We start from the raw sequence: 23,310 nt of genomic DNA, 5'->3' as shown, positions 1-23,310 counted from the left end.
GTCATAGAATTTTGCCAGGGTTCATAATGCCGAGCGGGTCCAGTGCGGCTTTGACGGCACGCATCATGTCCACTTCGACCGCCCCCTTGTAGCGCGGCAGTTCGTCGCGCTTGAGGGCGCCCACGCCGTGCTCGGCCGAGATCGAGCCGCGGAAGGCGGCGACGCTGTCGTGGACGATGCGGTTGACGACATCCTGGTGGGCCAGGAAATCCTCGTGCCCGACAGCTGGCGGCGGCGCGACGTTGTAGTGCAGGTTGCCGTCGCCCAAGTGCCCAAAGCATACGACCTGGCAGCCCGGGAAGGCGGCCTGCAGCAGCGCGTCGGTGCGCTCGATAAATTCCGGAATGCTGGAGACGGGCAACGAGATGTCGTGCTTGATGTTCTTGCCGGCCGCCGCCTGCGCCAGCGGGATATGCTCGCGCAGCTTCCACAGGCCGAGCGCCTGGCTGCTTGAGGTCGCCAGCACGGCGTCGAGCGCGATGCCGCTGTCCAGCGCGGCACCGACGGCCGATTCGACGAGGTCGGCCGCATGGTCTTCGGACTCGTTGCTCGACAATTCGACCAGCGCATACTGCGGGTAATGCGCGGCAAAGGGCCTGGGCAGCGCCGGAAACTGGCTGGCGACCAGGCGCAGGCAGAAGTCCGACATCAGCTCGTAGCCGGTCAGTGCGGCGCCGCAGCGTTCCTGCATCAGCCCCAGCAAGGCGAGGGCGCTGCGCGGCGACTCCAGCGCGACCAGTGCCGTCAACGCGGCCTTCGGCTGCGGATAGAGCTTCAGCACGGCGGCCGTGATGACACCGAGCGTGCCTTCGGCCCCGATGAAGAGTTCGCGCAGCGCATAGCCGGTATTGTCCTTGCGCAGCCCGCGCAAGCCATCCCACACCTGGCCGGTGGCGGTGACGACTTCCAGGCCGAGGCAGAGCTCGCGGGTATTCCCGTAACGCAAAACCGCCGTGCCGCCGGCATTGGTCGACAGGTTGCCGCCGATGGTGCAACTGCCTTCGGCCGCCAGCGACAGGGGGAAGAGCATGCCGGCCTGGTGCGCAGCCCCCTGGATGTCCGCCAGGATGCAGCCGGCCTCGACCGTCATGGTGCGGTTGGCGGCATCGATCTGGCGGATGCGGTTCAGGCGCCGCAGCGACAGGACGATGGCCGCGCCGCTGGCGTCGGGCACGCTGCCGAGCACCAGGCCGGTACGCCCGCCCTGGGGCACGATGGGCACGCGCGCCGCCGCGCAGGCGGCCACCACCCTTGCCACTTCACCGGTGTCCAGGGGCAGCACGACCGCGCGCGCACTGCCGGTGAAGCGGCCGCGCCAGTCGGTGAGAAAGGGTGCCATCGCCGCGGTGTCGGTGAGCAGGTGCTGCGCGCCGACGATGGCCTCGAGGCCGGACAGAAAATCTCCGGCCGGCAGCGGCTCAGTCATGCGGCACTTTGACCTTGTCGAGCAGTTCCTTGGCCAGGCGCTTGGCTTCCTTCTTGTACGGATGCAGGAACAGCAGCGCGCAGGCGTAGTACACGAGCACCAGCACGATCTCGCCGATCGCCATGCCGCGCGAGGCTTGCGTGGTATCGGCCCAGGCGCGCACCACGCCCTCGGCGAAATACACGAGGATGACCATCGACGACCACTGCAGGGTGTACAGGTCGCGCTTGATCACGCCGCGCAGCGGCAGCAGCAGGGGCAGGGCCTTGAGCGCGAGCAGGGAGCCGCCCGGGTGCAGGGGCGCGACGAATACTTCCCAGGCCACGAGCCAGCCGATCAGCCAGATCAGGCTTGCAATCGCGCCGGCGTGAAAGACTTTTGCGGTATCCATCATTCCATTCCTTGCAGTTTGACCGCAGCAAGGGCCAGACGTTTGCCCAGGGCGATGGCGAGCACGCGCTCGTCCTCGGTCAGGGCGCGCTTGCCGTCGGCGCCGGCCCAGTGCGAGGCGCCGTAGGGGCTGCCGCCGCTGGCGGTATTCATGAGTTCAGGATGTGCGTAGGGCAGGCCCATCACCAGCATGCCATGGTGTAATAAGGGGATCATCATCGACAATAGCGTCGATTCCTGTCCGCCGTGCAGGCTGCCGGTGGAGGTGAACACGACCGCCGGCTTGCCGGTCAGGGTGCCGTTGATCCACTCGGCGGCGGTACCGTCGAGGAAGTACTTCACGCTCGAGGCCATGTTGCCGAAGCGGGTCGGCGAGCCGAGCGCCAGGCCGGCGCATTCGCGCAGGTCGTCCAGTTCGACGTAGGGTGCGCCCTCGAGGGGGATGTCGGGCGCGGTGGCCTCGGCCACGGTGGAGACGGCGGGCACGGTGCGCAGGCGCGCCTCGGCCCCGGGCACGCTCTCGATGCCCTGGGCGACCAGTTCGGCCAGTTTGCGGGTGGCGCCGTGGCGCGAGTAGTACAACACAAGAAGAGTCAGGGTCGGCTTCATCGTTGGTATTATAGGGCGCTTTGCCGAAAAGACATGCCTTTTGAAAGGGCGAATCGAACACCCGATGCTTTCCAAAACCGTCCACTCCCTGTCGCGCTCCACCACCGATATGCTGGCCCTCGGCGTCGACCGCGCGCGCGGCCTCACCCTGGGTGAAACCCGCGACCTGCTGGGCTTCGCGCGGCGCCGCCTGCGCGAGGAAAAACTGCCGCAGGTGGCAGGCAGCCTGACCTTCACCACCACGCTGGCCCTGGTGCCCCTGTTGACCATCGTGCTGGCGATCCTGACCACCTTCCCGGTCTTCGGCCAGCTGCGCACGGCCCTCGACACCTGGTTCGTGCAGACCCTGATGCCGAAGGCGATCGCCAACACCATCAGTTCCAACCTGACCCAGTTCGCCAGCAAGGCCAAGGGCCTGTCCCTGCTCGGCGCCGTGCTCCTGCTGCTGACCACGACCGCCATGATGGGCATGATCGAGCGCGCCTTCAACCAGATCTGGGGCGTGCGCCGTCCGCGTCCGTGGTCGCAGCGGGTGCTGATCTACTGGGCCCTGATCACGCTCGGCCCGATCCTGTTCGGGCTCTCGCTCACCGCCACCGGCCAGCTGTTCAGCGCCACCGGCGGCCTGGTGAAATCCCTGCCTTTCGTCGGCGCGCTGTTCTATACCCTGGTATCGATCGCCCTGACCACCGGCGCCTACACGCTGCTCTACATGGCGGTGCCGAACCGGCGCGTGGTCTGGCGCGATGCGCTGTGGGGCGGGCTGGCGGCGGCGATCGCCTTCGAGATCGCCAAGCGCGGGTTCGCGCTGTTCATCCGCCAGTTCCCGACTTACGCGATCATCTATGGCGCCCTGGCCGCGCTGCCGCTGTTCCTGGTCTGGATCTACCTGTCCTGGCTGATCACCCTGCTGGGCGCGGTGCTGGCGGCGGCGCTGCCGGTAGTCAAGTACGAACGCTGGAAGCACCAGCCCGCGCCCGGCAGCGCCTTCGTGGACGCGATGGCGGTGCTCAAGGTCTTGTACGGCAGTTCGCAGCTGACCGGAACGGCGCTGGTGTCGAGCGCGGCGATCCGGGCCCATACCCGCATCGGCTACGACGAGATGTCGATGCTGCTCGAGAAGATGGTGGCGGCCGGCTGGGTCGGCCGGGTGCAGGACGAGTTGCCGGCCCGGGCGCGCTGGGGACGCGGCGCGCGCGAGAACGTCGACAACTGGGTGCTGCTGGCCGATCCCGGCAAGCTGCGCCTGGCCGACGTCTACCGTTTGTTCGTGTTCGAAGCGGGCGGCGGCGACAGCGCGCCGGCGACCCCGCTGGCCCTCGATACGGCGGCCCTGGCGCGGCAGGTGGAAGCCGCGGTCGAGGACGGGCTGGAACAGTCGCTGGCGGCGCACTTCGGGGCCTCTTCCTAAAGTCCCCCCACCGAGGATGGGTCACGGCGGCAGGGCCGCGCACTACACTGCGCGGCATCCTGATTCCATGCGAGCCCTCCATGAAACGTCTTTCCCTGCTGCTGGTGCTGAGCGCCGGCGTCTCCCTCGACAGCCACGCCCAGTTCGGCGATTTCCTCAAGAACGTCGCGGCCGATGCCGCCCGCCAGGCCGTGGCCGGCCAGGTCCATAAGGCGGTGACCGGCGCGGTCGATTCCGCGGCCAGGAGCGTGACCCAGCCCGGCACTGCCGCAGCGCCAGCTGCGCCTCCACCCGGCTGCGCGCGCATGAAAGGCACGACGCTCGCGATCGGCACGCGCCCGGAGGGCTACCAGCCGGAAACGCTGTGGCCCGAGAATACCTGTCCGGTCTACAACGAGACCGACCTCACATTCTCGAAAGCCAAAGCCGCCAAGGCGGCCTTCGTCGAGGCCAGCAAGGTCCGCTGCAAGGACTGCGAAGGCGGTTACTGGCCGGACGCCTGGGGCTGGCGCTCGCTGGTCAAGGATAGCCGCGGCGGCAACTACGTCGATCAGTTCGCGAAGATGCTGGTCGCCCTGAAGGAAGGCGAGAGCCTGAAGTGGAAGGGCAACAAGTACGATGGGGTGGTCACTGCCACCGGCGCCCATCCGATCGGTGCAATGCCGTGCCGGCAGTTCCACTACGTCCTGAACGAGAAGGGCAGGCAGGTGGCGGAATACGACAGCCTGCTGTGCGAATACACCGGCGCCTACGCGTCGAAGGCCACCTGGCACGAGATGATCTGAGCGGCTGTGCTTACCAGCTGAGCTTGCCCGTCAGCATCTGCCAGTACATCACCCAGTCGGCGCGGAACGAGAACCAGGGTTGGGAGAACGAGGCCGGCCTGTTCTTCTCGTAGAAGAAGTGGCCGATCCAGGCGCCGCCGTAGCCGCTGAGGACCGCGAACAGCAGCCACCAGGCGTTCAGGCTGTCGATGTACTGGGCGATCGCCGCGATCGCCGAGGAGGTGCCGATGAAGTGGGCGCGCCGGCAGCGCCGGTCGGCGTGCTGGGTCAGGTAGTACGGATAGAACTCCGCAAAGCTGGCGTATCGGGCCGTCATGGCGTCTCCTGAATCTCCGCGAAAGGAATCGACGCGGCGAAACCCGCCAGGGCCTCGAGCACCGCGTCGGGCGCTTCGGCCATCATCTGGTGGCCGGCGTCCACGGTGACGATTTTGCCATGGGCGATCGTGCCAGTCAGCAGTTTCGTCGAGCGCGGCGGCGTCATCACGTCCTTGCTGCCGAAGACGAACAGGCTGGGGCAGCGCACCGCGCCGGCCGCCGCCTCGCCTCCGGCATAGCTGTTGCAGGCCGCAAAATCCGTGTAGAACAACTGGTCCGGATTGCGCGCCGACATGCGCTGCATCAGGCGGCGCGCGCCGCCCATCACCGAAAAGCCCGGGCCGGGGCAGGACGGCTTGTGCGCGATCGACGAGTGCGACCAGATGTTGACCATGTCGATCGCCGCCTGTTCATCCGTGCGCGCGGTCTCGAGCAGGGCGTCGGCGACCTTCATCGGGTAGGTCGTGCCGAGCAGGGCCAGGCCGGCGACCATGCCGGGCGCGCCGCGGCTTGCCTCCAGTGCGATCAGCGAACCCATGCTGTGGCCGGCCAGCAGCGCGCGGCGCACGCCGGCCGCGCGCATGAGTGCGATGACCCAGTCCGCCATCGCCTCCACCCTCTGCAGGGCCGGACCGGCGCTGCGCCCATGGCCAGGCAGGTCCACGGCCAATACCGCATACCCATGGTGGGCCAGGTAGCGGCTCTGCAGCGCCCACACCGAGTGGTCGTTCTGCGCGCCATGGATGAAGACTACCGCCGGCAGGGCCGGGTCGAAGGCCTTGCCGCCGGTGTAGGCGTAGGCATTGGCGCCATCGATATCGAATTGCATCTCAGGCTCCCTTCTGTGCCAGTTTCAGCGCGCGTTTCAGATCGTCGATCAGGTCCTCCGGATCTTCCAGGCCGACCGACAGGCGCATCGTGCCCTCGTTGATGCCGGCGGCCGCCAGCTGCTCGCTTGGGACCCGGAAATGCGTGGTCGAGGCGGGGTGGATCACGAGCGATTTCGCATCGCCCACGTTGGCAAGGTGTGAAAACACCTGCAGTCCGTCGGCGAAGCGGCGGCCGGCGGCGCGGTCGCCCTTCAGGGTGAAGGTGAACACGGCACCGCAGCCCTTCGGCAGCAGGCGCTGGGCGAGCGCGTGGTCCGGGTGCGATGCCAGTTCCGGGTAGGAGACCGATTCGACGGCCGGGTGCGACAGGAGGAAGTCGATGACGCGGCGGGTGTTGGCGACGTGGCGATCCATGCGCAGGCCGAGCGTCTCGATGCCCTGCAGGATGGCGAAGGCGTTGTGCGGGCTCATCGCCGCACCGAAGTCGCGCAGGCCTTCGCGGCGGGCGCGCAGCGCGAAGGCGCCGACCGTCGATTCTTCCGCGAATACCATGCCGTGGAAGCCCTCGTAGGGTTCGCACAGTTCCGGGAAGCGTCCGCTGGCCGCGTGGGCGGCGTCCCAGTCGAAGGTCCCGCCGTCGACCAGCAGGCCGCCGATCGCGGTGCCGTGGCCGCACAGGAACTTGGTGGCCGAATGGAACAGCAGGTCGGCGCCCAGTTCGAAGGGCCGCTGCAGATAAGGCGTGGTGAAGGTCGCGTCCACCATCAGCGGCAGGTGCTGCTCGTGCGCGATGGCGGCGATGGCGGGGATGTCGAGCACGTCGAGCCCCGGGTTGCCGAGCGTCTCGCCGAACAGCAGCCTGGTGTTCGGCCGGATCGCGGCGCGCCAGGCATCCAGGTCGCGCGGGTCGACGAAGCTGGTCTCGATGCCGAAGCGGCGCAGCGTGTAGTGCAGCAGGTTGTGGGCGCCGCCGTACAGCGCGCGCGAGGCGACCACGTGGCTGCCGGCGCCGGCGATGGTGGCCAGGCCCAGGTGCATCGCGGCCTGGCCGCTGGCGGTGGCGATGCCGGCGACGCCGCCCTCGAGCGCGGCGATGCGTTCTTCCAGCACCGCGTTGGTCGGGTTCGAGATGCGCGAGTAGACGTGGCCGGCGCGTTCCATGTTGAACAGGGCGGCCGCGTGGTCGGAATCGCGGAAGGCGAACGAAGACGTGAAATGGATCGGCGTGGCGCGCGCGCCGGTGCTCGGGTCGGGCGTGCTGCCCGCGTGCAGGGCCAGCGTATCGAAGCCGGGATAGTGGGGACCGCTCATCGTTGTTGTCTCATCCATGGAACGCGATGGGCCGCATCCTAGCATCTATTTATGCTTGCGCAACATTGCGTCTCACCAAATCAGTGCGATGCTGGATTTTTTGACGGGCATCGGCTACAGTCGGAGTTATGAGTTATACAAATATTGCTGCAATTACAAACCAACCGGACGGGGTGGCCACCATGAAAGTCTCCGAGATCCTGCAGGTGAAAGGCGAAATCCTCTATACCGTCACGCCCGACATGCCGCTGCTGCAAGCGGCCGAGACGATGGCAGAGAAGGACATCGGCTCGCTCGTCGTCATGGAATACGGCGACCTGGTCGGCATGCTGACCTTCCGCGAAGTGATCAAGGAGTTGCATGCGCAGGGCGGCACCCTCGGTTCGGGCACCGTGCGCAAGGTGATGGACGACAGCCCCATCACCGTCACCCCGGACACCGAAGTCAACGAAGTGCGCCGCATCATGCTGGAAAAGCACGCGCGCTACCTGCCGGTGATGAATGCCCGCACCCTGCTGGGCGTGATCTCGTTCTATGATGTGGCCAAGGCGGTGCTGGAAGCGCAGAGCTTCGAGAACCGCATGCTGAAAGCGTATATCCGCGACTGGCCGGCCGAGCAGGCGACCGAAGACTGATTTGCCGGGATCAGGCCGCCTGCGTCAGCGCCTGGTCCCCCAGCCACGCCAGCAGCGCCTCCGGCGTCAGGGGCCGCGCGAACAGGAAGCCCTGCGCCAGCGGGCAGCCCAGCGAACGCAGGATGTGCGCCTGGCGTTCATCCTCGACCCCTTCCGCAATCACCGACAGTCCCAGGTTGCTGCCCAGCTGGATCACCATTTCGGCGATGCTGCTGCCGCGCGCCGAGCCGGTGATTTCGGTAACGAAGGTGCGGTCGATCTTGAGGCGGTCCACCTGCAGCCGCTGCAGGTGCGACAGCGAGGAGAAGCCGGTGCCGAAGTCGTCGATCGCGATCGACACGCCGGTGCGCTTGATCTGCGCCAGCTTCTCGACCAGCAGCGCCGGCTCTTCCATCGCCATCGATTCGGTGATTTCCAGTTCCACGAACTCGGGCGGGGCCCTGGAATCGTCGAGTGCGCGGCGCAGCATGTCGAGGAACTGCGGGTGGCGGAACTGCACCTGCGAGACGTTCACCGACATCGTGAACGCGCGGTGCCCGGCCGCGCGCAGGCGCACCAGTTCCGCCAGGGCCTGGCGCAGCACCCATTCGCCGATGTCGACGATCAGGCCGGAATACTCGGCGATCGGGATGAAGCGGTCCGGACCCACCAGGCGCCCGTCTTCGGTGCGCCAGCGCAGCAGCGCTTCGGCGCCGAAGGGGCGGTTGGTGGCGAGGTCGACCTGAGGCTGGTAGGCCAGGAACAGCTCGCCGCGCTGGAAGCCGCTGCGCAGGGCGTGCATCATGCGCACCCGTTCGCGGATCTCGACGCCCATGCTGCGTGAAAAATAGAAGTGGCCGGCGCGCTGCTGCGACTTGGCGCGCTTGAGCGCGATGTCGGCATCCTTGAGCGCGTCGGTGCCGCTGCCCTCGTGTTCGACCAGGCGTACCAGGCCGAGCGTGGCCGAGACCTGCACGTCCTGGCCGTCGATATGGAAGGGCACGCGGAACAGGTCCTGGATCGCGGCCGGCTGCACCGCGCCGGCGTCGCCCAGCACGCAGAAGATGTCGCCGCCGATGCGCGCCACTTCCAGCTGCGCATCGCTTCCAGACTTGAGACGCGATTCCAGGCGCTTGCCCACCGCGACCAGCAACAGGTCGCCGAAGTGGTGGCCGAGCGCGTCGTTGGTCTCGGCAAAGTGGTCGAGGTCGACCAGCGCGAGCGTGGCGCTGCCGCGCTGCGGACTGGCCAGCAGCGCGTCGACCAGCTCGACCAGGCGGGTGCGGTTCGGCAGGCCGGTGAGCTGGTCGCGGAAGGCGGCCAGGTTCAGGTGCGTCACCAGCTCCACGTTGTCCAGGCCGACCGCCACCACGCTGGCGAACACGTCGAGCAGGCGGCGCTCGATGTCGCCGACCTTGCGCTCGAAGGGAATGCAGGCGGCGAAATCGCGCCCGGCCTTGCCGGGGAAATGCAGCGACAGCCAGCCCTCGGCATGGAGGCCGCCGCGCGTGCCGAGCGTGCGTCCGACCGCGTCCGCCAGCGCCGGGTGGCGCTGCGGACTCAGTTCGCGTCCTTCGAGCTGGGCATGCTCGCCGGCGGCGGCGACCACGTGCAGGACGTCGGGGCGGCCCTGGCCGCTCTCGCGCACGCACAGCACGCCGGCGGGCGCCTGCCCGAGCAGGATGGCGGCCTGGCGCAGCACGCCCTGGGCCACATCGCGCACGCCGTGCAGCGCCATCAGGGAGGCGCCGGCCTCGACGATCTGTTCGAGTCCCGCGCGGCTGGCGTCGAGGGCGCGCAGCTGCTGGTAGGAGCGCACCGCGGCGGCGACCGCCGTATACAGCTTGGTGCGCGTGAGTTCGGACTTGGTGCGGTAATCGTTGATGTCATAGCCGCGGATGGCCTCGATCTCGGGCGCATAGCCCGGCTGGCCGGTGCGCAGGATGATGCGGACCTCGATCATGCCCAGCTCTTCGCGGATCTGGCGCACCAGCTGCAGGCCGGCGTCGGGACGCTCCATCACCACGTCGAGCAGGATCACGGCGATGTCGGGTTCGCGTTCGAGCAGGCCGCGCGCTTCGCGCGCCGAGTAGGCGTGCAGGAATTCCAGCGGACGGCCCTGCATCTCGACGTTCTTCAGGGCGAAGGTGGTGGTCGAATGCACGTCGGCATCGTCGTCCACGACCAGGATGCGCCAGGCCGCAGCGGATTTCACAGGCACGGGGGCATCAGCCTCGTCGACGAAGACGAGCTCATCGCGGTCCAGTGCGCGATTTTCTCCGGCTTCGGTCATTGTGCCTGAGGGCGGCATCGGGGCAGACATGCGCTACATCTCCAGTGTGGCTGGGCTTTTGGAGCAGCCAGTATATATGCAATTGCCAATATGTAAGCCCCGGAACCGGCCGATACAAGAAAAATGTATCCTTACGGCAACTGTTTTCGGGAGCAAATGCTCAGAGGGCCGCTTCCTCACCCTTGCCGCCAGGCTGGTAGAATGACAAACCCACTATTTTGAAAACAGACCCACCATGTCCGGTAACTCCTTCGGCAAGCTGTTCTCCGTAACCACTTTTGGCGAGTCGCACGGCCCGGCCATCGGCTGCGTCATCGACGGCTGCCCGCCCGGCATGGCCTTGAGCGAAGCCGACATCCAGCCCGAGCTGGACCGCCGCAAGCCCGGCACCTCGCGCCACGTGACGCAGCGCCAGGAAGCGGACCGGGTGCAGATCCTGTCGGGCGTCTACCAGGGCGTCACGACCGGCACCCCGATCGCGCTCCTGATCCAGAACGAAGACCAGCGCAGCAAGGACTACGGCAATATCACCGAAACCTTCCGCCCCGGCCATGCCGACTACACCTACTGGCACAAGTACGGCGTGCGCGATCCGCGCGGCGGTGGCCGCTCGTCGGCGCGCCTGACCGCCCCGGTGGTGGGCGCGGGCGCGGTGGCGAAGAAATGGCTGCGCGAGCAGTTCGGCACCGAGTTCTTCGGCTGCATGACCCAGCTGGGCGACATCGCCGTGCCTTTCCAGTCCTTCGAGCACGTGCATGCGAATCCCTTCTTTGCGGCGACCGCCGACGCCGACCTGCTGGCGCGCATGGAGGCCGCGATGGACGAGCTGCGCCGCGCCGGCGATTCGATCGGCGCGCGCATCGACGTCGTGGCGCGTGGTGTCCCGGTAGGCTGGGGCCAGCCGATCTACGACAAGCTGGACGCCGACATCGCCTACGCGATGATGGGCATCAATGCCGTCAAGGGCGTGGAGATCGGCGCCGGCTTCGCGTCGGTGGCGCAGAAAGGCTCGGAGCACGGCGACGAGCTGACGCCGGAAGGCTTCGTCGGGAACAATGCCGGCGGGGTGCTGGGCGGGATTTCGACGGGGCAGGACATCACGGTCTCGATCGCGATCAAGCCGACGTCCTCGATCCGCACGCCGCGCCGCTCGATCGACAAGGACGGGAACCCGGTAATGGTCGAGACCTTCGGCCGCCACGACCCCTGTGTCGGCATTCGCGCGACGCCGATCGCCGAGGCCATGCTGGCGCTGGTGCTGATCGACCATGCGCTGATGCACCGGGCGCAGTGCGGGGATGTGAAGGTGGGGACGCCGAAGCTGGGGTGATCGTTTCGGCCTGCGGCTTCGCCGAAGCCGCACATCCCGCAAACAACCAGCCTATTCAACGTCGTCCCGGCGAAGGCCGGGACCCAATTCCGTAGAGTAGTGATGGCGCTTCGCGGATGCGATGGCGGCGGCGGAACGAACTTGGGTTCCGGCCTTCGCCGGAACGACGGTCTACAAGCTAAAGGTACTTAAGCTCGCAGTGACGGCGCGAGGACTCACACCCGCGTCGCGACTGCCTCGGTTTGATGCCGCCGCTCGACGGTGCGCACCACCAGCCCGCGCAAATCGTTCAGCAGCGAAAACTCCGTCTGGCTCAGCACCACCGTCGGGAAGCTGTCGTCCCATTCGCCGTAGATGAAGCCGGCCGGCTGGCCGTGCGCGCACAGCGGGATCACGACGAAGCAGCGGGCGTCGTTCAGCGCTTCTTTCCACCAGCCCGGCAGCTTGGCCGCGAACTTGGGATCGCGCGCGTTCTCGATGAAGATCACGCGGTCGCTGCCCAGCGCCGCATGGAACACGTTCGGTTCGTAGGCGTCGTCGAACACCAGGTTCGGCAGCAGCCCCTTGCTGCCTTCGCCCAGGCCCAGGCGCGCGCAATAGCGTCCTTCGCGGCGGTTCCGCAGGAAAGCGAAGGAGCGGGTGAAGGACAGGCCCTTGTGGATGGTCTCGAGCGCCATCGACATCATCTGGCCCGGCGTCGCGTTGATGCCGGCATCGCGCATGTCGGCCACGCCGCTCATCAAGACCTTGTTGCCGGCCATGCGCTTGCGGGTGGCGGCTGCCAGCTTGGCGCGCTTCTCGGCCGGCTTGGCCAGCGGGGCGATCGTCAGGTCGGTGGCGGCGGTCTCGCGCGCCTTGTCGATGGCGCCGAGCAGGCCGGCCGTTTCCACACCCAGCATCGGTGCGAAACTCTCGGCCAGCGCCGCCACGCGGGTGGCGGTGGCATCGTCGTCGTGCCACAGCGCGTCCGCGGCCTGGGTCGACATGGTGCCGAGTGCGGCCAGCCAGTCGTCGTGGCCGAAACCTTCGCTGCGTTCGCCCGGTTCGACGCGGCGCATGCCGGCTACCAGGTTATGCGGCAGGCCCCAGTGTTCGGCGGTGGCGCGGCCGATGGCTTCCAGCGACAGGCCGAGCTGCGCTTCGGCGGCCAGCTCCTCGCGGCCCGCGCCCGCCGTTTCGCGCAGCTGGAGCCAGCGCTCCGGCATGTAGAAGGTGACCATCATGCGGCCGAGCGAATGCAGGATCGAGCACACCACCGCTTCCTCGGGGTCGCGCGATACCGCGCTGGCCGCGACCTGCTGCGCCACCATCCCGGCCAGCACCGCCTTCTCCATCTCGATGTGGGCGCTCTCCGTGTCGGGCGTGGACTTGGATAATTCCTCGATCAGCTTCAGGCCCAGCGCCAGGTGGCCGATGGCTTCGGTGCCGAGCACCAGCACTGCCTTCGACACCGTGTTGATGCGCTGGCCAAAGGCCGAATACATCCCGCTGTTGGCGAGCCGCAGCACCTTCTGGGTGAGGACCGGATCCGACAGCACCGTCTGGGTCATCGAGAACTCGCGCTCGTCCTCGCCGCGCATGGATGCGAGGATCGCGTTGATGGCCTTGGTGAAGCCCGGCATGTCTCCCTGCCTGCGGATGCGCTCCCACAGCAGGGACAGGGTGGCTTCGGCCCGGGGCGTGCGCGCGGTATCGGCTAGTGTCGTCATGGTTTGACCGCCCGGAAGTCGGCCGGCAGTAATTCTGTGTAGAGATTTTCTTTGAGCGCAGTGAGCGCCACATGGGCCGGCATCGGCTTGCCGGTCAGGTAGCCCTGCACGTAGTGGCAGCCGAGATCGGAGAGCCAGGCCAGCTGCGCTTCGGTCTCGACCCCTTCGGCAACCACCGACAGGTCGAGGTGCTTGGCCAGGTCGAGCACCGCGTTGCAGATCGCCGCGTCCTTCTCGGCGCCCGGCAGGTCCTTCACGAAGGCGCGGTCGACCTTCAGCACCGAGATCGGGAAGCGCTTCAGGTAGGCCAGCGACGAATAGCCGGTGCCGAAGTCGTCGATCGCGATGCGGGCGCCGCGCTCGGCCATCTTGGCCAGCACCGCCTCGGCATGCACCGGGTCGACCATCAGCGTGCCTTCGGTGATCTCGAGCACCAGCTTGCTGCCCGGGGTGCCGGACAGCGCCAGCGCATCGTCCAGCACCGTCAGGAACCTGTCGCTCCTGAACTGGCGCGGGCTGATGTTGACCGAGATGTACAGCTCGCGCCCGGCCACTTCCTCGAACTGGCGAATCTGCATGCAGGCCGCTTTCAGCGCCCAGGCGCCCAGCAGGTTGATCAGGCCGTTGGTCTCGGCGATCGGGATGAAGCGCACCGGCGGCACCATTCCGAGGGTCGGGTGCTTCCAGCGCATCAGGGTCTCGAAGCCTTCGATCGTACGGCTGCGCGCATCGACGATCGGCTGGTAGTAGAGCTGGAATTCGCCTTCGCGCACCGCATTGAACATGGCCGCCTCGAGCGAGATGTCGTGCTCGGGCGGGCCCTGGTCGCGCTGGCTGTAGGTGACGGCGCGCGCCTTGCCGGTCTCCTTGGCGCGCGACATGGCGGTGTCGGCCAGCGTCACCAGCCGCACTTCGTCCTCGGCATGTTCCGGGTAGGTGGCCACGCCGATCGAGCCGGCCAGGTAGATGGTATGGCCGTCGATCTCGAAGGGCGACTGCAGGGCGGCCATCAGGCGCCCGGTGACCAGCTTGATCTGGGCCTCGTTGGCGGATCCCGGCAGGACCGCGACGAATTCGTCGCCGCCGACCCGGGCCAGGGTGTCGCTGTCGCGCAGGGTGCGGCGCAGGCGGCCCGCGGCCATGCGCAGCACGGCGTCGCCGACCGCGTGGCCGAGGCCGTCGTTGACCTTCTTGAAGCCGTCCAGGCCGATGGTCGCGACCGCGAAGCCCTGGCCCGAACGCCGTGCATTGGCGATCACCATGCGGATGCGGTCCGACAGCAGGACCCGGTTCGGCAGTTCGGTGAGCGAATCGTGGGTCGCCATGTGGCGCAGGCGCTCTTCGGTGGCGTGCTGGGCCGACATGTCGCGGCCGACGACGAGCAGCGGGGCATCGTCGCCGGAGGTGATCAGGGCGATGCGCAGTTCGAACCAGATGTCGCGCTCGCCGCAGCGGAAGCGCGCTTCGAGCAGGGCCGGGTCGCCGCTCGCGCCGGCGCTGACCAGGGCATTGCGCAGCGCCGGCTGGTCGACGTCATGGACCAGCGACACCAGCGGGCGGCCGCCCGGTTCCACGCCGCTCAGTGTCAGGGCGCGGCGGCTGGCGGCGCGCACCTGGCCACCGAGGGTGACGCGGAACACGATGTCGCCGGCCGCTTCGAGCAGGCTGTCGAGCAGCGAAAGTGGCTGCTTGCGGGGCTCGAATTTGGCGGCGCTGGAACTGGTGTGCATTCTTTAATGTCTGCCTTGTTGTTACTGGCACGCGCTGACAGGACACGTGTAAACCATGCAAGTCTACCAAACCAAGGCTGACTCTAGCATTGAAAGATTCCGAGAGGCATTAAAAATCACAAGCCCGCTCGCGTTTCGCCCGTCTTTTGTCCTAACGCAGCGGCTTGCGTTGATTCAGCCTTTGCGTTAGCGTTGTTGCAGTCTGGACAAGCGATATGTACACGACTATTGTCGCCGATTATTGCTCTCTAGCAAATTAATGCTGGTTGACTAAGTCTAATTTGATGTCAGCTTGCAACACTTAGCGGCGGTCTTCCCTATGCTTATCGGTTGAAAGAGCGAAAAATGAACCCCTTCGACACCCACGAGATCCTGAACCAGGCCCCGTCCTTCGCGGACGTGAACCTGTTCCGCTGCGACCCGGCGCTGCTGGAAGCGGTCGAGCGCGAGGGAGCCGGCTGGGCCAGGGAAGACCTGGATGCCCTCGGGGCCGAACTCGGCCGCGCGGAAGTCCTCGACCTGGCGCGCCTGGCCAACGTCAACGGTCCGCGCCTGGTGAGCTATGACCGCATGGGCAAGCGGGTCGACGAGATCGAGTTTCATCCGGCCTGGCACCAGCTGATGGCGCTGCTGATCGGGGCCGGCGCCCACGCCGCGCCCTGGCGCGCGCCGCGTGCGGGCGCCCAGGTCGCGCGTGCCGCCCAGTACCTGCTGTTCGGGCAAGTGGAAAACGGCGCGCAGTGCCCGGTAACGATGACTTTCGCCTCGGTGCCGGCGCTGCGCCGCGCGCCCGGCCTGGCTGCCGAATGGCTGCCCAAGATCCTCTCGAGCGAGTACGACCCGCGCTCGCTGCCCATCGCGCAAAAGCGCGGCGCCCTGATCGGCATGGGGATGACCGAGAAGCAGGGCGGGAGCGACGTACGCGCCAACACCACCCGCGCCACACCGCTGCCGCCCGGCGAGGCGCACGAGGGCGGCTGGCGCATCGTCGGCCACAAATGGTTCTTCTCGGTGCCGCAGTCGGACGCGCACCTGATCCTGGCCCAGACCGACGATGGCGGCAGCGCGGGCCTGAGCTGCTTCTTCGTGCCGCGCTTCCTGCCGGACGGCAGCCGCAACGCGATCCGCGTGCAGCGCCTCAAGGACAAGCTGGGCAACCGCTCCAATGCCTCGTCCGAAGTCGAGTTCCACGACGCCGTCGGCTGGATGGTCGGCGAGCCGGGACGGGGCATTCCGACCATCCTCGAGATGGGCGGCTACACCCGGCTCGATTGCGTGCTGGGCAGCGCCGGCATCATGCGCGCCGCCCTGTGCCACGCGCTGCACCACGCGCGCGGGCGCAGCGCCTTCGGACGGCTGCTCAGTGAACAGCCCCTGATGCAGAACGTGCTGGCCGACCTCGCGCTGGAATCCGAGGCCGCCACCGCCTTTGCGCTGCGCCTGGCGCGCTGTTTCGACGAACAGGACGATCCGGCCCAGGCCCTGCTGGGGCGCATCCTGACCCCGGCCGGCAAGTACTGGATCTGCAAGCGCGGCCCGGCCTTCGGGGCCGAGGCGATGGAAGTCATGGGCGGCAACGGCTACGTCGAGGATGGTCCGCTGGCGCGTATCTACCGTGAACTTCCGGTGAATTCGATCTGGGAAGGTTCGGGCAACGTCATGTGCCTGGATGTGCTGCGGGCGCTCGGCAAGTCGCTGCCCGAGGCGCGCGCGGCCCTGGCCGGCGAGCTGATGCCCGCCGCCGGCCTCGATGCCCGCTTTGGCGCCTATGCGCAGCGGTTGCTCGACGAGCTGCCGGCCCTGGCCCGGGACGAGGGCGGCGCGCGCCGCCTGGCCGAGCGCCTGGTGCTGGCGCTGCAGGCGGCGCTGCTGTTGCGCCATGCACCGGACTATGTGGCCGACGCCTTCGTCGCCTCGCGTATTGCGTGCGAACCGGGCGGCGCCTTCGGCCGCCTGCCGGCGTCGGCCGACTGCGCGGCGATCCTCGCGCGGGCCCTGCGTACCTGAACAGCGGTCCGACTTGTCGAAATGTGCAGAAAAAAAGGACAAACTGCCCTGCGGCTGGGATAATGGCGCCCCAGGCTTCACACCAGATTAGTTTAATATCGACCATGAAACAAGACCCGCGCTTTCCCAACCTCTTCATCCTGAACCACCCGCTCATCCAGCACAAGCTGTCCCACATGCGCGAGCACGACACCTCCACGCGCACGTTCCGCGAGCTGCTGCGGGAGATCACGCTCTTGATGGGGTATGAGATCACGCGCGACCTGCCGCTGACCACCCGCACCGTGCAGACGCCCCTGATGACCATCGAGGCCCCGGTCATCGCCGGCAAGAAACTGGCCATCGTGCCCATCCTGCGTGCCGGCATCGGCATGAGCGACGGCCTGCTGGAACTGGTGCCGTCGGCGCGCGTCGGCCACATCGGCGTGTTCCGCGACCCGGACACGCACGAGCCGGTCGAATACCTGGTGCGCCTGCCGGATACCAACGAGCGCACCTTCATCCTGTGCGATCCGATGGTCGCGACCGGCAACTCGGCGGTGCACGCGGTCGACGTGCTGAAGAAGCGCGGCGTGCCGAGCGAGCAGATCCTGTTCCTGGCCCTGGTGGCCGCGCCCGAAGGCATCGAGGTGTTCCAGAAGTCGCACCCTGACGTCAAGGTCTACGTCGCCTCGCTCGACTCGCACCTGAACGAGGACGCCTACATCGTGCCCGGCCTGGGCGACGCCGGCGACCGCATCTTCGGCACCAAGTAAGCCGGCACCAGGGGAGGGGAGACCATGCACGCGGCGGACCAGCAGTTCTTCTCGCGCCTGGCCTCGGCGAACGCCAGCTTCGCCGGCCGGCTGCCGGCCATCCTCGAGCGCCTCGGTGCGCTCGGCGCCCAGCTCGATCCCCTGGCCCCGGCTGCCGCCGCCAGCGAACTGCAGGCGATGCTGCACACCATGGCCGGTTCGGCCGTCACCTTCGGCTACCGCGGCCTGGGCCAGCATGCGCGCGCGCTCGAGCAGCGCTTGCGCGTCCTGACCACCTTCGAGGCCGTGGCAGCCAGCGAATGGGCCGCCTGGCTGCAAGAGCTGGACCAGTTCGTCGAAGCGGCGCGGCGCGATCCGCACGGCCTCGGTTAAGACAGCGCTAGCCTGACTGCGGCATCACGATAATGTCCTATCGCAATACATGATTGCAGAATCGTTTGATGCCGCGCAAATTTCCGGCCACTCGATGGCCTATATTTTCCCTACTGCCGGACAAAAACACGCCCATTGAAGTTGAAGTTAGGAATTTTTATGGGAATTGTTGCGAAAACCCGCTTTTTTATTTTGCGAAGTGCGTGTCGCACCGTTTTTATTCGGTATAATGCAGGATCGTTGGGTTGTAGATAGTAGTGCAGTCTGTCTGTCATTTCTTTCTTGCTTCTTCAAACGATCTTAAACGGGCGTAAGCCCAACTTAACTGAAATAGGAAATTGTAATGGCAACTGGCATCGTTAAATGGTTCAATGACTCGAAGGGTTTCGGCTTCATCACCCCTGATGAAGGCGGCGAAGATCTGTTCGCACACTTCTCGGCAATCCAGAGCAACGGCTTCAAATCGCTGCAAGAGAACCAGCGCGTTTCGTTCGACGTGACCACTGGCCCGAAGGGCAAGCAGGCCGCGAACATCCAGCCGCTGTAATCGCTCTCCAGCGATAGCAAAAATCCCCGGGTAGCCGGGGATTTTTTTTGCCTGTCGGATTCAGATCCGCCAGTACTCCGGTTGCGCATAACTGCGCCGCAGGAAGTCGACAAAGGCGCGGATCCGCAGGGGCAGGTGCTGGCGCTGCGCGAATACCGCATAAATGTCATTACCCGGCGCGGCGAACTCGTCCAGCACCGTGCACAGTTCGCCCGCCGCGATCTGCGCTCCCACTTCCCACATCGAACGCCAGGCCAGTCCCTTGCCGGCCAGCGCCCAGGCGTGCAGTACCGCGCCGTCATTGCATTCCATATTCCCGCCCACCTTCAGCGTGACCGGCTTGCCCTTGTCGAGGAAGGTCCAGCCGCGCTGGCTGCCTTCGCTGCTGATTGCCAGGCAGTTGTGCCTGGCCAGGTCGGCCAGCACACGCGGCCGCCCATGCCGCTTCAGGTAGCCGGGCGTGCCGACCACCACGCGGTGGTTGTCGGCCAGCTTGGTGCCCACCAGGTTCGAATCGTTCAGGCTGGCGATGCGGATCGCCACGTCCACGCCTTCCCCGACGACGTCCACCAGGCGGTCGGTCAAATTCAGGTTGACCGTGACTTCGCGGTGCTCGGCCAGGAAGGAGGGCAGCAGGGGCGCCACGTGCTGGCGGCCGAAGCCGGCCGGGGCCGACACGGCTAGACGTCCGGTGGCGCGCGCGCTCCGTTCCGTGGCCGCGGACTCGGCTTCCTCGAGTTCGGCGAGGATGCGCTGGCAATCCTCGAGGAAAGCGGCGCCCTCGTCGGTGAGCACGAGGCGGCGTGTGGTTCGCTGCAGCAACTTGACGCCGAGCCGCGCCTCCAGGGCATCGAGGCGCCGCCCGATCATCGCCGGCGCAATGCCCTCGGCCCGCGCCGCCGCCGACAGGCTGCCGCGCGCCACCACTTCGACGAAGGTGGAAATCTGCCTGAACTTGTCCAATCATCCTCCTGATTTGATACAAAAACGCACAGATGTAGTGAGTAAATGTATCGTTTAGCTATCTGGAAGTGAATATACTTGATGCTATGACAAACGCCAAGGCGCAGGGCTTCGCGTCTTCGGCGACACCGGTTTTCCACTTACAGGAGTTAGCGCAATGACCATCGCCACCCCCGCCGGCATGCAGATCACCGCCGAAATCAAACCCGGTTACGAACGGATCCTGACCCCAGAGGCCCTCGAGCTGGTCGCCCAGCTGTCGCGCGCCTTCGAGCCGCGCCGCCAGGAATTGCTGGCCGTGCGCGCCGAGCGTGCGCGCCGTCTCGACGCCGGCGAGCGTCCGGACTTCCTGCCGGAAACCGCCCACATCCGCAACGGCGACTGGAAGATCGCCCCGATTCCCAAGGCGCTGGAATGCCGGCGCGTCGAGATCACCGGTCCGGTCGAGCGCAAGATGGTCATCAACGCCCTGAACTCCGGCGCCGACAGCTACATGACCGACTTCGAGGACTCGAACACGCCGAACTGGGACAACCAGATCACCGGCCAGCTCAACATGGTCGACGCGGTGCGCCGCAGCATCTCGCTCGAGCAGAACGGCAAGACCTACAAGCTGAACGACAAGGTGGCCACGCTGGTGGTGCGCCCGCGCGGCTGGCACCTGGATGAGAAGCACGTGCTGGTCGACGGCAAGCGCGTCTCGGGCGGCATCTTCGACTTCGCGCTGTTCATGTTCCACAACGCGAAGGAGCAGCTGGCGCGCGGCGCCGGTCCCTATTTCTACCTGCCGAAGATGGAATCCCACCTCGAAGCGCGCCTGTGGAACGACATCTTCGTGATGACCCAGGAGGCGCTCGGCCTGCCGCGCGGCACCATCAAGGCGACCGTGCTGATCGAGACCATCCTGGCCGCCTTCGAGATGGACGAGATCCTGTATGAGCTGCGCGAACACAGCGCCGGCCTCAACGCGGGCCGCTGGGACTACATCTTCTCGTGCATTAAAAAATTCAAGCTGGACAAGGACTTCTGCCTGGCCGACCGCGCCAAGGTGACGATGACGGCACCTTTCATGCGCGCCTATGCGCTGCTGCTGCTCAAGACCTGCCACAAGCGCGGCGCGCCGGCGATCGGCGGCATGGCGGCGCTGATCCCGATCAAGAACGATCCGGAGAAGAACGAGGTGGCGATGGGCGGCGTGCGCAACGACAAGGCGCGCGACGCGACCGACGGCTACGACGGCGGCTGGGTGGCGCACCCGGGCCTGGTCGAGTTGGCGATGACCGAGTTCACCAAGGTGCTGGGCGACCGGCCCAACCAGATCGACAAGCAGCGGCCGGACATCGAGGTCAGCGCGCGCGAGCTGCTCGACTTCAAGCCGGAGACGCCGATCACGGAAGCGGGCCTGCGCTATAACATCAACGTCGGCATCCACTACCTGGGCGCCTGGCTGGCCGGCAACGGCTGCGTGCCGATCCACAACCTGATGGAAGATGCGGCGACCGCCGAAATCAGCCGCTCGCAGGTGTGGCAGTGGATCCGCTCGCCGAAGGGCGTGCTGGACGACGGCCGCAAGGTCACGGCCGAGATGGTGCGTGCGATGATTCCGGAAGAGCTGGCCAAGGTGAAGGGCGATGCGCCGAACGGCGATAACCCGAGCTATGCGCGGGCGGCCGAGATCTTCGAGCAGATGTCGACCTCGGAGACGTTTGCGGAGTTCCTGACGCTGCCGCTGTACGAAGAAATTTGATTGTCCTTCGGGTGGGCGGCGGCTGCCCACCCTACTTGAATACGTTCTTCCACTCCCGCAAAGCTGCGAAGGCCTCCACCGGCGACGCAGCTTCCTTCAGCCTGCCGGCCTCCACCAGGCTTTTCACGATCCCCGGTTCCGTGTAACGCAGGAAGGGATTCGTCCCGCGCTCCAGACCGATGGTCGAGGGCACCGTCGGCAGCCTGGTGCCGCGCTTCTCGCTCGCATCCTTCATGCGCAAGGCCAGGCCCTGGTTGTCCGGCTCCACCGCCTGGGCAAAGCGCAGGTTCGACACCGTATATTCATGCGCGCAGTAAACCAGTGTATCGTCGGGCAGTGCCGCCAGCTTGGCGAGCGAGTCCGCCATTTGTGCCGGCGTGCCTTCGAACAGCCGGCCGCAGCCGCCGGCGAACAGGGTATCGCCACAGAACAGCCAGTGTGCGCCCGGCGTGCGCCGCACATAGGCGATATGTCCCAGGGTATGGCCGGGCACGTCCAGCACGGCGAATTCCAGGTCGAGCCCGGGCACGGTGATGCGATCGCCTTCGCCCAAGGACTGGGTGATGCCCTCGATTCCGTCATTTCGGGGCCCGAATACCGGCACCGGATTGTCCGCCAGCAGGGACGGCACGCCGCCGATGTGGTCAGCATGGTGATGGGTGAGTAAAATGGCAGTCAGGGTGAGACGGTGTTCGGCCAGCGCGTCGCGGACCGGACCGGCGTCGCCCGGGTCGACCACGGCCGCGTGCACGCCGTCATGAATCACCCACAGGTAATTGTCGTTGAAGGCGGGTACGGTCAGGACCGACAGGTCGCTATGCGCTGGGCTCGTCATGGTGTGGTGTGGAACAGCAGGTGGAATAGGGAAGGCTCAAGAGTGGTATGGACAGCGCGGCATCGGAAAAATCCATTATAGCGCTCGACCACTGGCTGCAATCGCCGGCGGGCGCCTACGTGCGCGCCTTCGAGCAGGCCTGCCTCGACGAGCTGACGGTCGATATCTTCGGCTTCAATGCGCTGCAGATCGGCGTGCCCCAGCTGGATGCGCTGGCGGCCAGCCGCATGCCCAACAAGTGGCAGGCGGCCATCCGCACCTCGACCGCCGACGAGCTGGCCTTCGCGGCCAGCGGCAAGCAGATCGCGGTGGCGCTCGACTTCACCGAGCTGCCCTTCGCATCGCACAGCATCGACCTGGTGGTGCTGCCGCACGTGCTTGAGTTCGCCAGCGAGCCGCATCAGGTCTTGCGCGAGGTCGAACGCGTCCTGATCCCGGAAGGGCAGCTGATCATCTGCGGCTTCAATCCGGCCAGCCTGTGGGGCATGCGCCAGGGCGTGGGCAGGGTCACCCGCAACGGCTACCTGCCGGCGTCCGGCGAGTTCATCTCTATGCCGCGCCTCAAGGACTGGTTAAAATTGCTGAATCTCGGCGTCAGCCGCAGCCATTTCGGCTGCTACGCGCCGCCGTGCCGGACAGCCCATTGGCTGAGCCGGTTCTCGATGATGGAGTCGGCCGGCCGGCGCTGGTGGCCCTATTTGGGCGCCGTGTACGTGGTCCACGCCATCAAGCGGGTCAAGGGCATGCACATCATCGGACCTGCATGGAACAAGAAAACGAGCAAGCGCCCGGCAGCAGTGCCGGCGGCGAATAGAGAATGAGCGACACACAAACGAATTCAAGCAAGGTGGAGATCTTCACCGACGGCGCCTGCAAGGGCAATCCCGGCACCGGCGGATGGGGCGCGCTGCTGGTCTCGGGCGGCCACGAAAAGGAAATCTTCGGCGGCGAGCCGAACACTACCAACAACCGCATGGAGCTGCGCGCCGTGATCGAGGCTCTGGGCGTGCTGAACCGCCCATGCCAGGTGGTGCTGCACACCGACAGCCAGTACGTGCAGAAGGGGATCTCGGAATGGATCCACGGCTGGAAGGCGCGCGGTTGGAAGACCTCGACCCGCGAGCCGGTGAAGAACGACGATCTGTGGAAGGCGCTCGACCTGGCCCAGCAGCAGCACGCGGTCGAATGGCGCTGGGTGCGCGGCCACAACGGCCACCCGGGCAACGAGCGCGCCGACGTGCTGGCCAACCGCGGCGCGGCCTCTGTGCGCCGATAAGACAGTTGCTGGAGCCGCGGTTTGCTATACTGCGGCTCGCTTCAACTCATCAG

Annotated in this window: 22 protein-coding genes; 11 read left to right on the top strand and 11 right to left on the bottom strand. The window is 66.6% G+C overall.

Features of this window, described 5'->3' with window-relative positions; all coding sequences use genetic code 11:
* Nucleotide 1: 1 nt before the first annotated feature.
* Genes ACSQ25_RS13355 through wrbA form a run of 3 tightly spaced genes read right to left on the bottom strand, consistent with a single transcriptional unit; the run spans nucleotide 2 to nucleotide 2,425 of the window.
* Nucleotides 2-1,426, bottom strand: coding sequence for an FAD-binding oxidoreductase (locus ACSQ25_RS13355; RefSeq protein ID WP_436106168.1), 1,425 nt, complete (start codon nucleotides 1,424-1,426; stop codon nucleotides 2-4).
* Nucleotides 1,419-1,820, bottom strand: coding sequence for a DUF2069 domain-containing protein (locus tag ACSQ25_RS13350; protein ID WP_436106167.1), 402 nt, complete (start codon nucleotides 1,818-1,820; stop codon nucleotides 1,419-1,421). The genes ACSQ25_RS13355 and ACSQ25_RS13350 overlap by 8 nt, the downstream gene beginning before the upstream one ends.
* On the bottom strand, nucleotides 1,817-2,425 hold the full coding sequence (gene wrbA / locus ACSQ25_RS13345; protein ID WP_436106166.1) for an NAD(P)H:quinone oxidoreductase: 609 nt from the start codon (nucleotides 2,423-2,425) through the stop codon (nucleotides 1,817-1,819). The genes ACSQ25_RS13350 and wrbA overlap by 4 nt, the downstream gene beginning before the upstream one ends.
* Before the next feature lie 109 nt (nucleotides 2,426-2,534).
* On the opposite strand from wrbA, the gene ACSQ25_RS13340 reads away from it, so the two are divergent.
* Together ACSQ25_RS13340 and ACSQ25_RS13335 are read left to right on the top strand one after the other, a co-directional pair.
* Complete coding sequence (locus ACSQ25_RS13340) at nucleotides 2,535-3,836, top strand: YihY family inner membrane protein (RefSeq protein WP_436108075.1); 1,302 nt, start codon at nucleotides 2,535-2,537, stop codon at nucleotides 3,834-3,836.
* 80 nt (nucleotides 3,837-3,916) lie between these two features.
* A complete protein-coding gene (locus tag ACSQ25_RS13335) occupies nucleotides 3,917-4,621 on the top strand; it encodes a hypothetical protein (protein ID WP_436106165.1) in 705 nt (234 codons plus the stop codon).
* Between the two features lie 10 nt (nucleotides 4,622-4,631).
* Here ACSQ25_RS13335 and ACSQ25_RS13330 read toward each other — a convergent pair whose 3' ends face one another.
* The 3 genes from ACSQ25_RS13330 to ACSQ25_RS13320 are packed head-to-tail and all read right to left on the bottom strand — an operon-like array spanning nucleotide 4,632 to nucleotide 7,079.
* Nucleotides 4,632-4,937 carry an Mpo1-like protein gene (locus ACSQ25_RS13330; protein WP_436106164.1) on the bottom strand — a complete coding sequence of 102 codons (306 nt, stop codon included), beginning with the start codon at nucleotides 4,935-4,937 and terminating at the stop codon, nucleotides 4,632-4,634.
* Nucleotides 4,934-5,767 carry an alpha/beta fold hydrolase gene (locus ACSQ25_RS13325; protein ID WP_436106163.1) on the bottom strand — a complete coding sequence of 278 codons (834 nt, stop codon included), beginning with the start codon at nucleotides 5,765-5,767 and terminating at the stop codon, nucleotides 4,934-4,936. The genes ACSQ25_RS13330 and ACSQ25_RS13325 overlap by 4 nt, the downstream gene beginning before the upstream one ends.
* A gap of 1 nt (nucleotide 5,768) precedes the next feature.
* Nucleotides 5,769-7,079: an O-acetylhomoserine aminocarboxypropyltransferase gene (locus ACSQ25_RS13320; protein WP_436106162.1), complete on the bottom strand. Its 1,311-nt coding sequence runs from the start codon at nucleotides 7,077-7,079 to the stop codon at nucleotides 5,769-5,771.
* Between the two features lie 182 nt (nucleotides 7,080-7,261).
* On the opposite strand from ACSQ25_RS13320, the gene ACSQ25_RS13315 reads away from it, so the two are divergent.
* Nucleotides 7,262-7,714 carry a CBS domain-containing protein gene (locus ACSQ25_RS13315; protein WP_436106161.1) on the top strand — a complete coding sequence of 151 codons (453 nt, stop codon included), beginning with the start codon at nucleotides 7,262-7,264 and terminating at the stop codon, nucleotides 7,712-7,714.
* Between the two features lie 10 nt (nucleotides 7,715-7,724).
* On the opposite strand, the gene ACSQ25_RS13310 is transcribed toward ACSQ25_RS13315, so the two are convergent.
* On the bottom strand, nucleotides 7,725-10,016 hold the full coding sequence (locus ACSQ25_RS13310) for a GGDEF/EAL domain-containing response regulator (protein WP_436106160.1): 2,292 nt from the start codon (nucleotides 10,014-10,016) through the stop codon (nucleotides 7,725-7,727).
* Nucleotides 10,017-10,221: 205 nt separating this feature from the next.
* Between ACSQ25_RS13310 and aroC the strand changes: the two genes are divergently transcribed.
* Nucleotides 10,222-11,316, top strand: coding sequence for a chorismate synthase (gene aroC, locus ACSQ25_RS13305; RefSeq protein WP_436106159.1), 1,095 nt, complete (start codon nucleotides 10,222-10,224; stop codon nucleotides 11,314-11,316).
* A gap of 215 nt (nucleotides 11,317-11,531) precedes the next feature.
* On the opposite strand, the gene ACSQ25_RS13300 is transcribed toward aroC, so the two are convergent.
* Both ACSQ25_RS13300 and ACSQ25_RS13295 read right to left on the bottom strand, forming a co-directional pair.
* Entirely contained in the window at nucleotides 11,532-13,025 is a 1,494-nt protein-coding gene (locus ACSQ25_RS13300) for an HDOD domain-containing protein (protein ID WP_436106158.1), read from the bottom strand.
* Nucleotides 13,022-14,755, bottom strand: a complete 1,734-nt coding sequence (locus ACSQ25_RS13295) for a putative bifunctional diguanylate cyclase/phosphodiesterase (protein ID WP_436106157.1) — start codon at nucleotides 14,753-14,755, stop codon at nucleotides 13,022-13,024. Before ACSQ25_RS13295 ends, ACSQ25_RS13300 begins: the two co-directional genes overlap by 4 nt.
* A gap of 345 nt (nucleotides 14,756-15,100) precedes the next feature.
* Here ACSQ25_RS13295 and ACSQ25_RS13290 point away from each other — a divergent pair, with 345 nt between their 5' ends.
* The 4 genes from ACSQ25_RS13290 (at nucleotide 15,101) to ACSQ25_RS13275 (ending at nucleotide 18,436) form a co-directional block, all read left to right on the top strand.
* Complete coding sequence (locus ACSQ25_RS13290; protein ID WP_436106156.1) at nucleotides 15,101-16,762, top strand: isovaleryl-CoA dehydrogenase; 1,662 nt, start codon at nucleotides 15,101-15,103, stop codon at nucleotides 16,760-16,762.
* Between the two features lie 104 nt (nucleotides 16,763-16,866).
* Nucleotides 16,867-17,517: a uracil phosphoribosyltransferase gene (gene upp / locus ACSQ25_RS13285; RefSeq protein ID WP_436106155.1), complete on the top strand. Its 651-nt coding sequence runs from the start codon at nucleotides 16,867-16,869 to the stop codon at nucleotides 17,515-17,517.
* A 24-nt stretch (nucleotides 17,518-17,541) separates the two neighbouring features.
* Nucleotides 17,542-17,889, top strand: a complete 348-nt coding sequence (locus ACSQ25_RS13280; RefSeq protein ID WP_436106154.1) for an Hpt domain-containing protein — start codon at nucleotides 17,542-17,544, stop codon at nucleotides 17,887-17,889.
* A gap of 343 nt (nucleotides 17,890-18,232) precedes the next feature.
* Nucleotides 18,233-18,436 carry a cold-shock protein gene (locus tag ACSQ25_RS13275; RefSeq protein WP_027867533.1) on the top strand — a complete coding sequence of 68 codons (204 nt, stop codon included), beginning with the start codon at nucleotides 18,233-18,235 and terminating at the stop codon, nucleotides 18,434-18,436.
* 60 nt (nucleotides 18,437-18,496) lie between these two features.
* Here the strand turns inward: ACSQ25_RS13275 and ACSQ25_RS13270 are convergent, their stop codons facing one another.
* Nucleotides 18,497-19,399 (bottom strand): LysR family transcriptional regulator, encoded by a 903-nt coding sequence (locus ACSQ25_RS13270; RefSeq protein ID WP_436106153.1) that lies wholly within the window; start codon nucleotides 19,397-19,399, stop codon nucleotides 18,497-18,499.
* 157 nt (nucleotides 19,400-19,556) lie between these two features.
* On the opposite strand from ACSQ25_RS13270, the gene aceB reads away from it, so the two are divergent.
* Entirely contained in the window at nucleotides 19,557-21,146 is a 1,590-nt protein-coding gene (gene aceB, locus ACSQ25_RS13265; RefSeq protein ID WP_436106152.1) for a malate synthase A, read from the top strand.
* A 31-nt stretch (nucleotides 21,147-21,177) separates the two neighbouring features.
* Here aceB and gloB read toward each other — a convergent pair whose 3' ends face one another.
* Nucleotides 21,178-21,981, bottom strand: a complete 804-nt coding sequence (gene gloB / locus ACSQ25_RS13260) for a hydroxyacylglutathione hydrolase (protein ID WP_436106151.1) — start codon at nucleotides 21,979-21,981, stop codon at nucleotides 21,178-21,180.
* A 47-nt stretch (nucleotides 21,982-22,028) separates the two neighbouring features.
* Between gloB and ACSQ25_RS13255 the strand changes: the two genes are divergently transcribed.
* Together ACSQ25_RS13255 and rnhA are read left to right on the top strand one after the other, a co-directional pair.
* Nucleotides 22,029-22,802, top strand: a complete 774-nt coding sequence (locus ACSQ25_RS13255) for a class I SAM-dependent methyltransferase (protein WP_436106150.1) — start codon at nucleotides 22,029-22,031, stop codon at nucleotides 22,800-22,802.
* Entirely contained in the window at nucleotides 22,799-23,257 is a 459-nt protein-coding gene (gene rnhA, locus ACSQ25_RS13250; protein ID WP_436106149.1) for a ribonuclease HI, read from the top strand. Before ACSQ25_RS13255 ends, rnhA begins: the two co-directional genes overlap by 4 nt.
* Nucleotides 23,258-23,310 lie beyond the last annotated feature (53 nt).

Source organism: Massilia sp. LjRoot122 (genome assembly GCF_964252725.1).
Lineage (GTDB): Bacteria > Pseudomonadota > Gammaproteobacteria > Burkholderiales > Burkholderiaceae_D > Telluria.
Note: the sequence above shows the minus strand (reverse complement) of the source record. Positions and strands in the feature narration are given on the sequence as shown.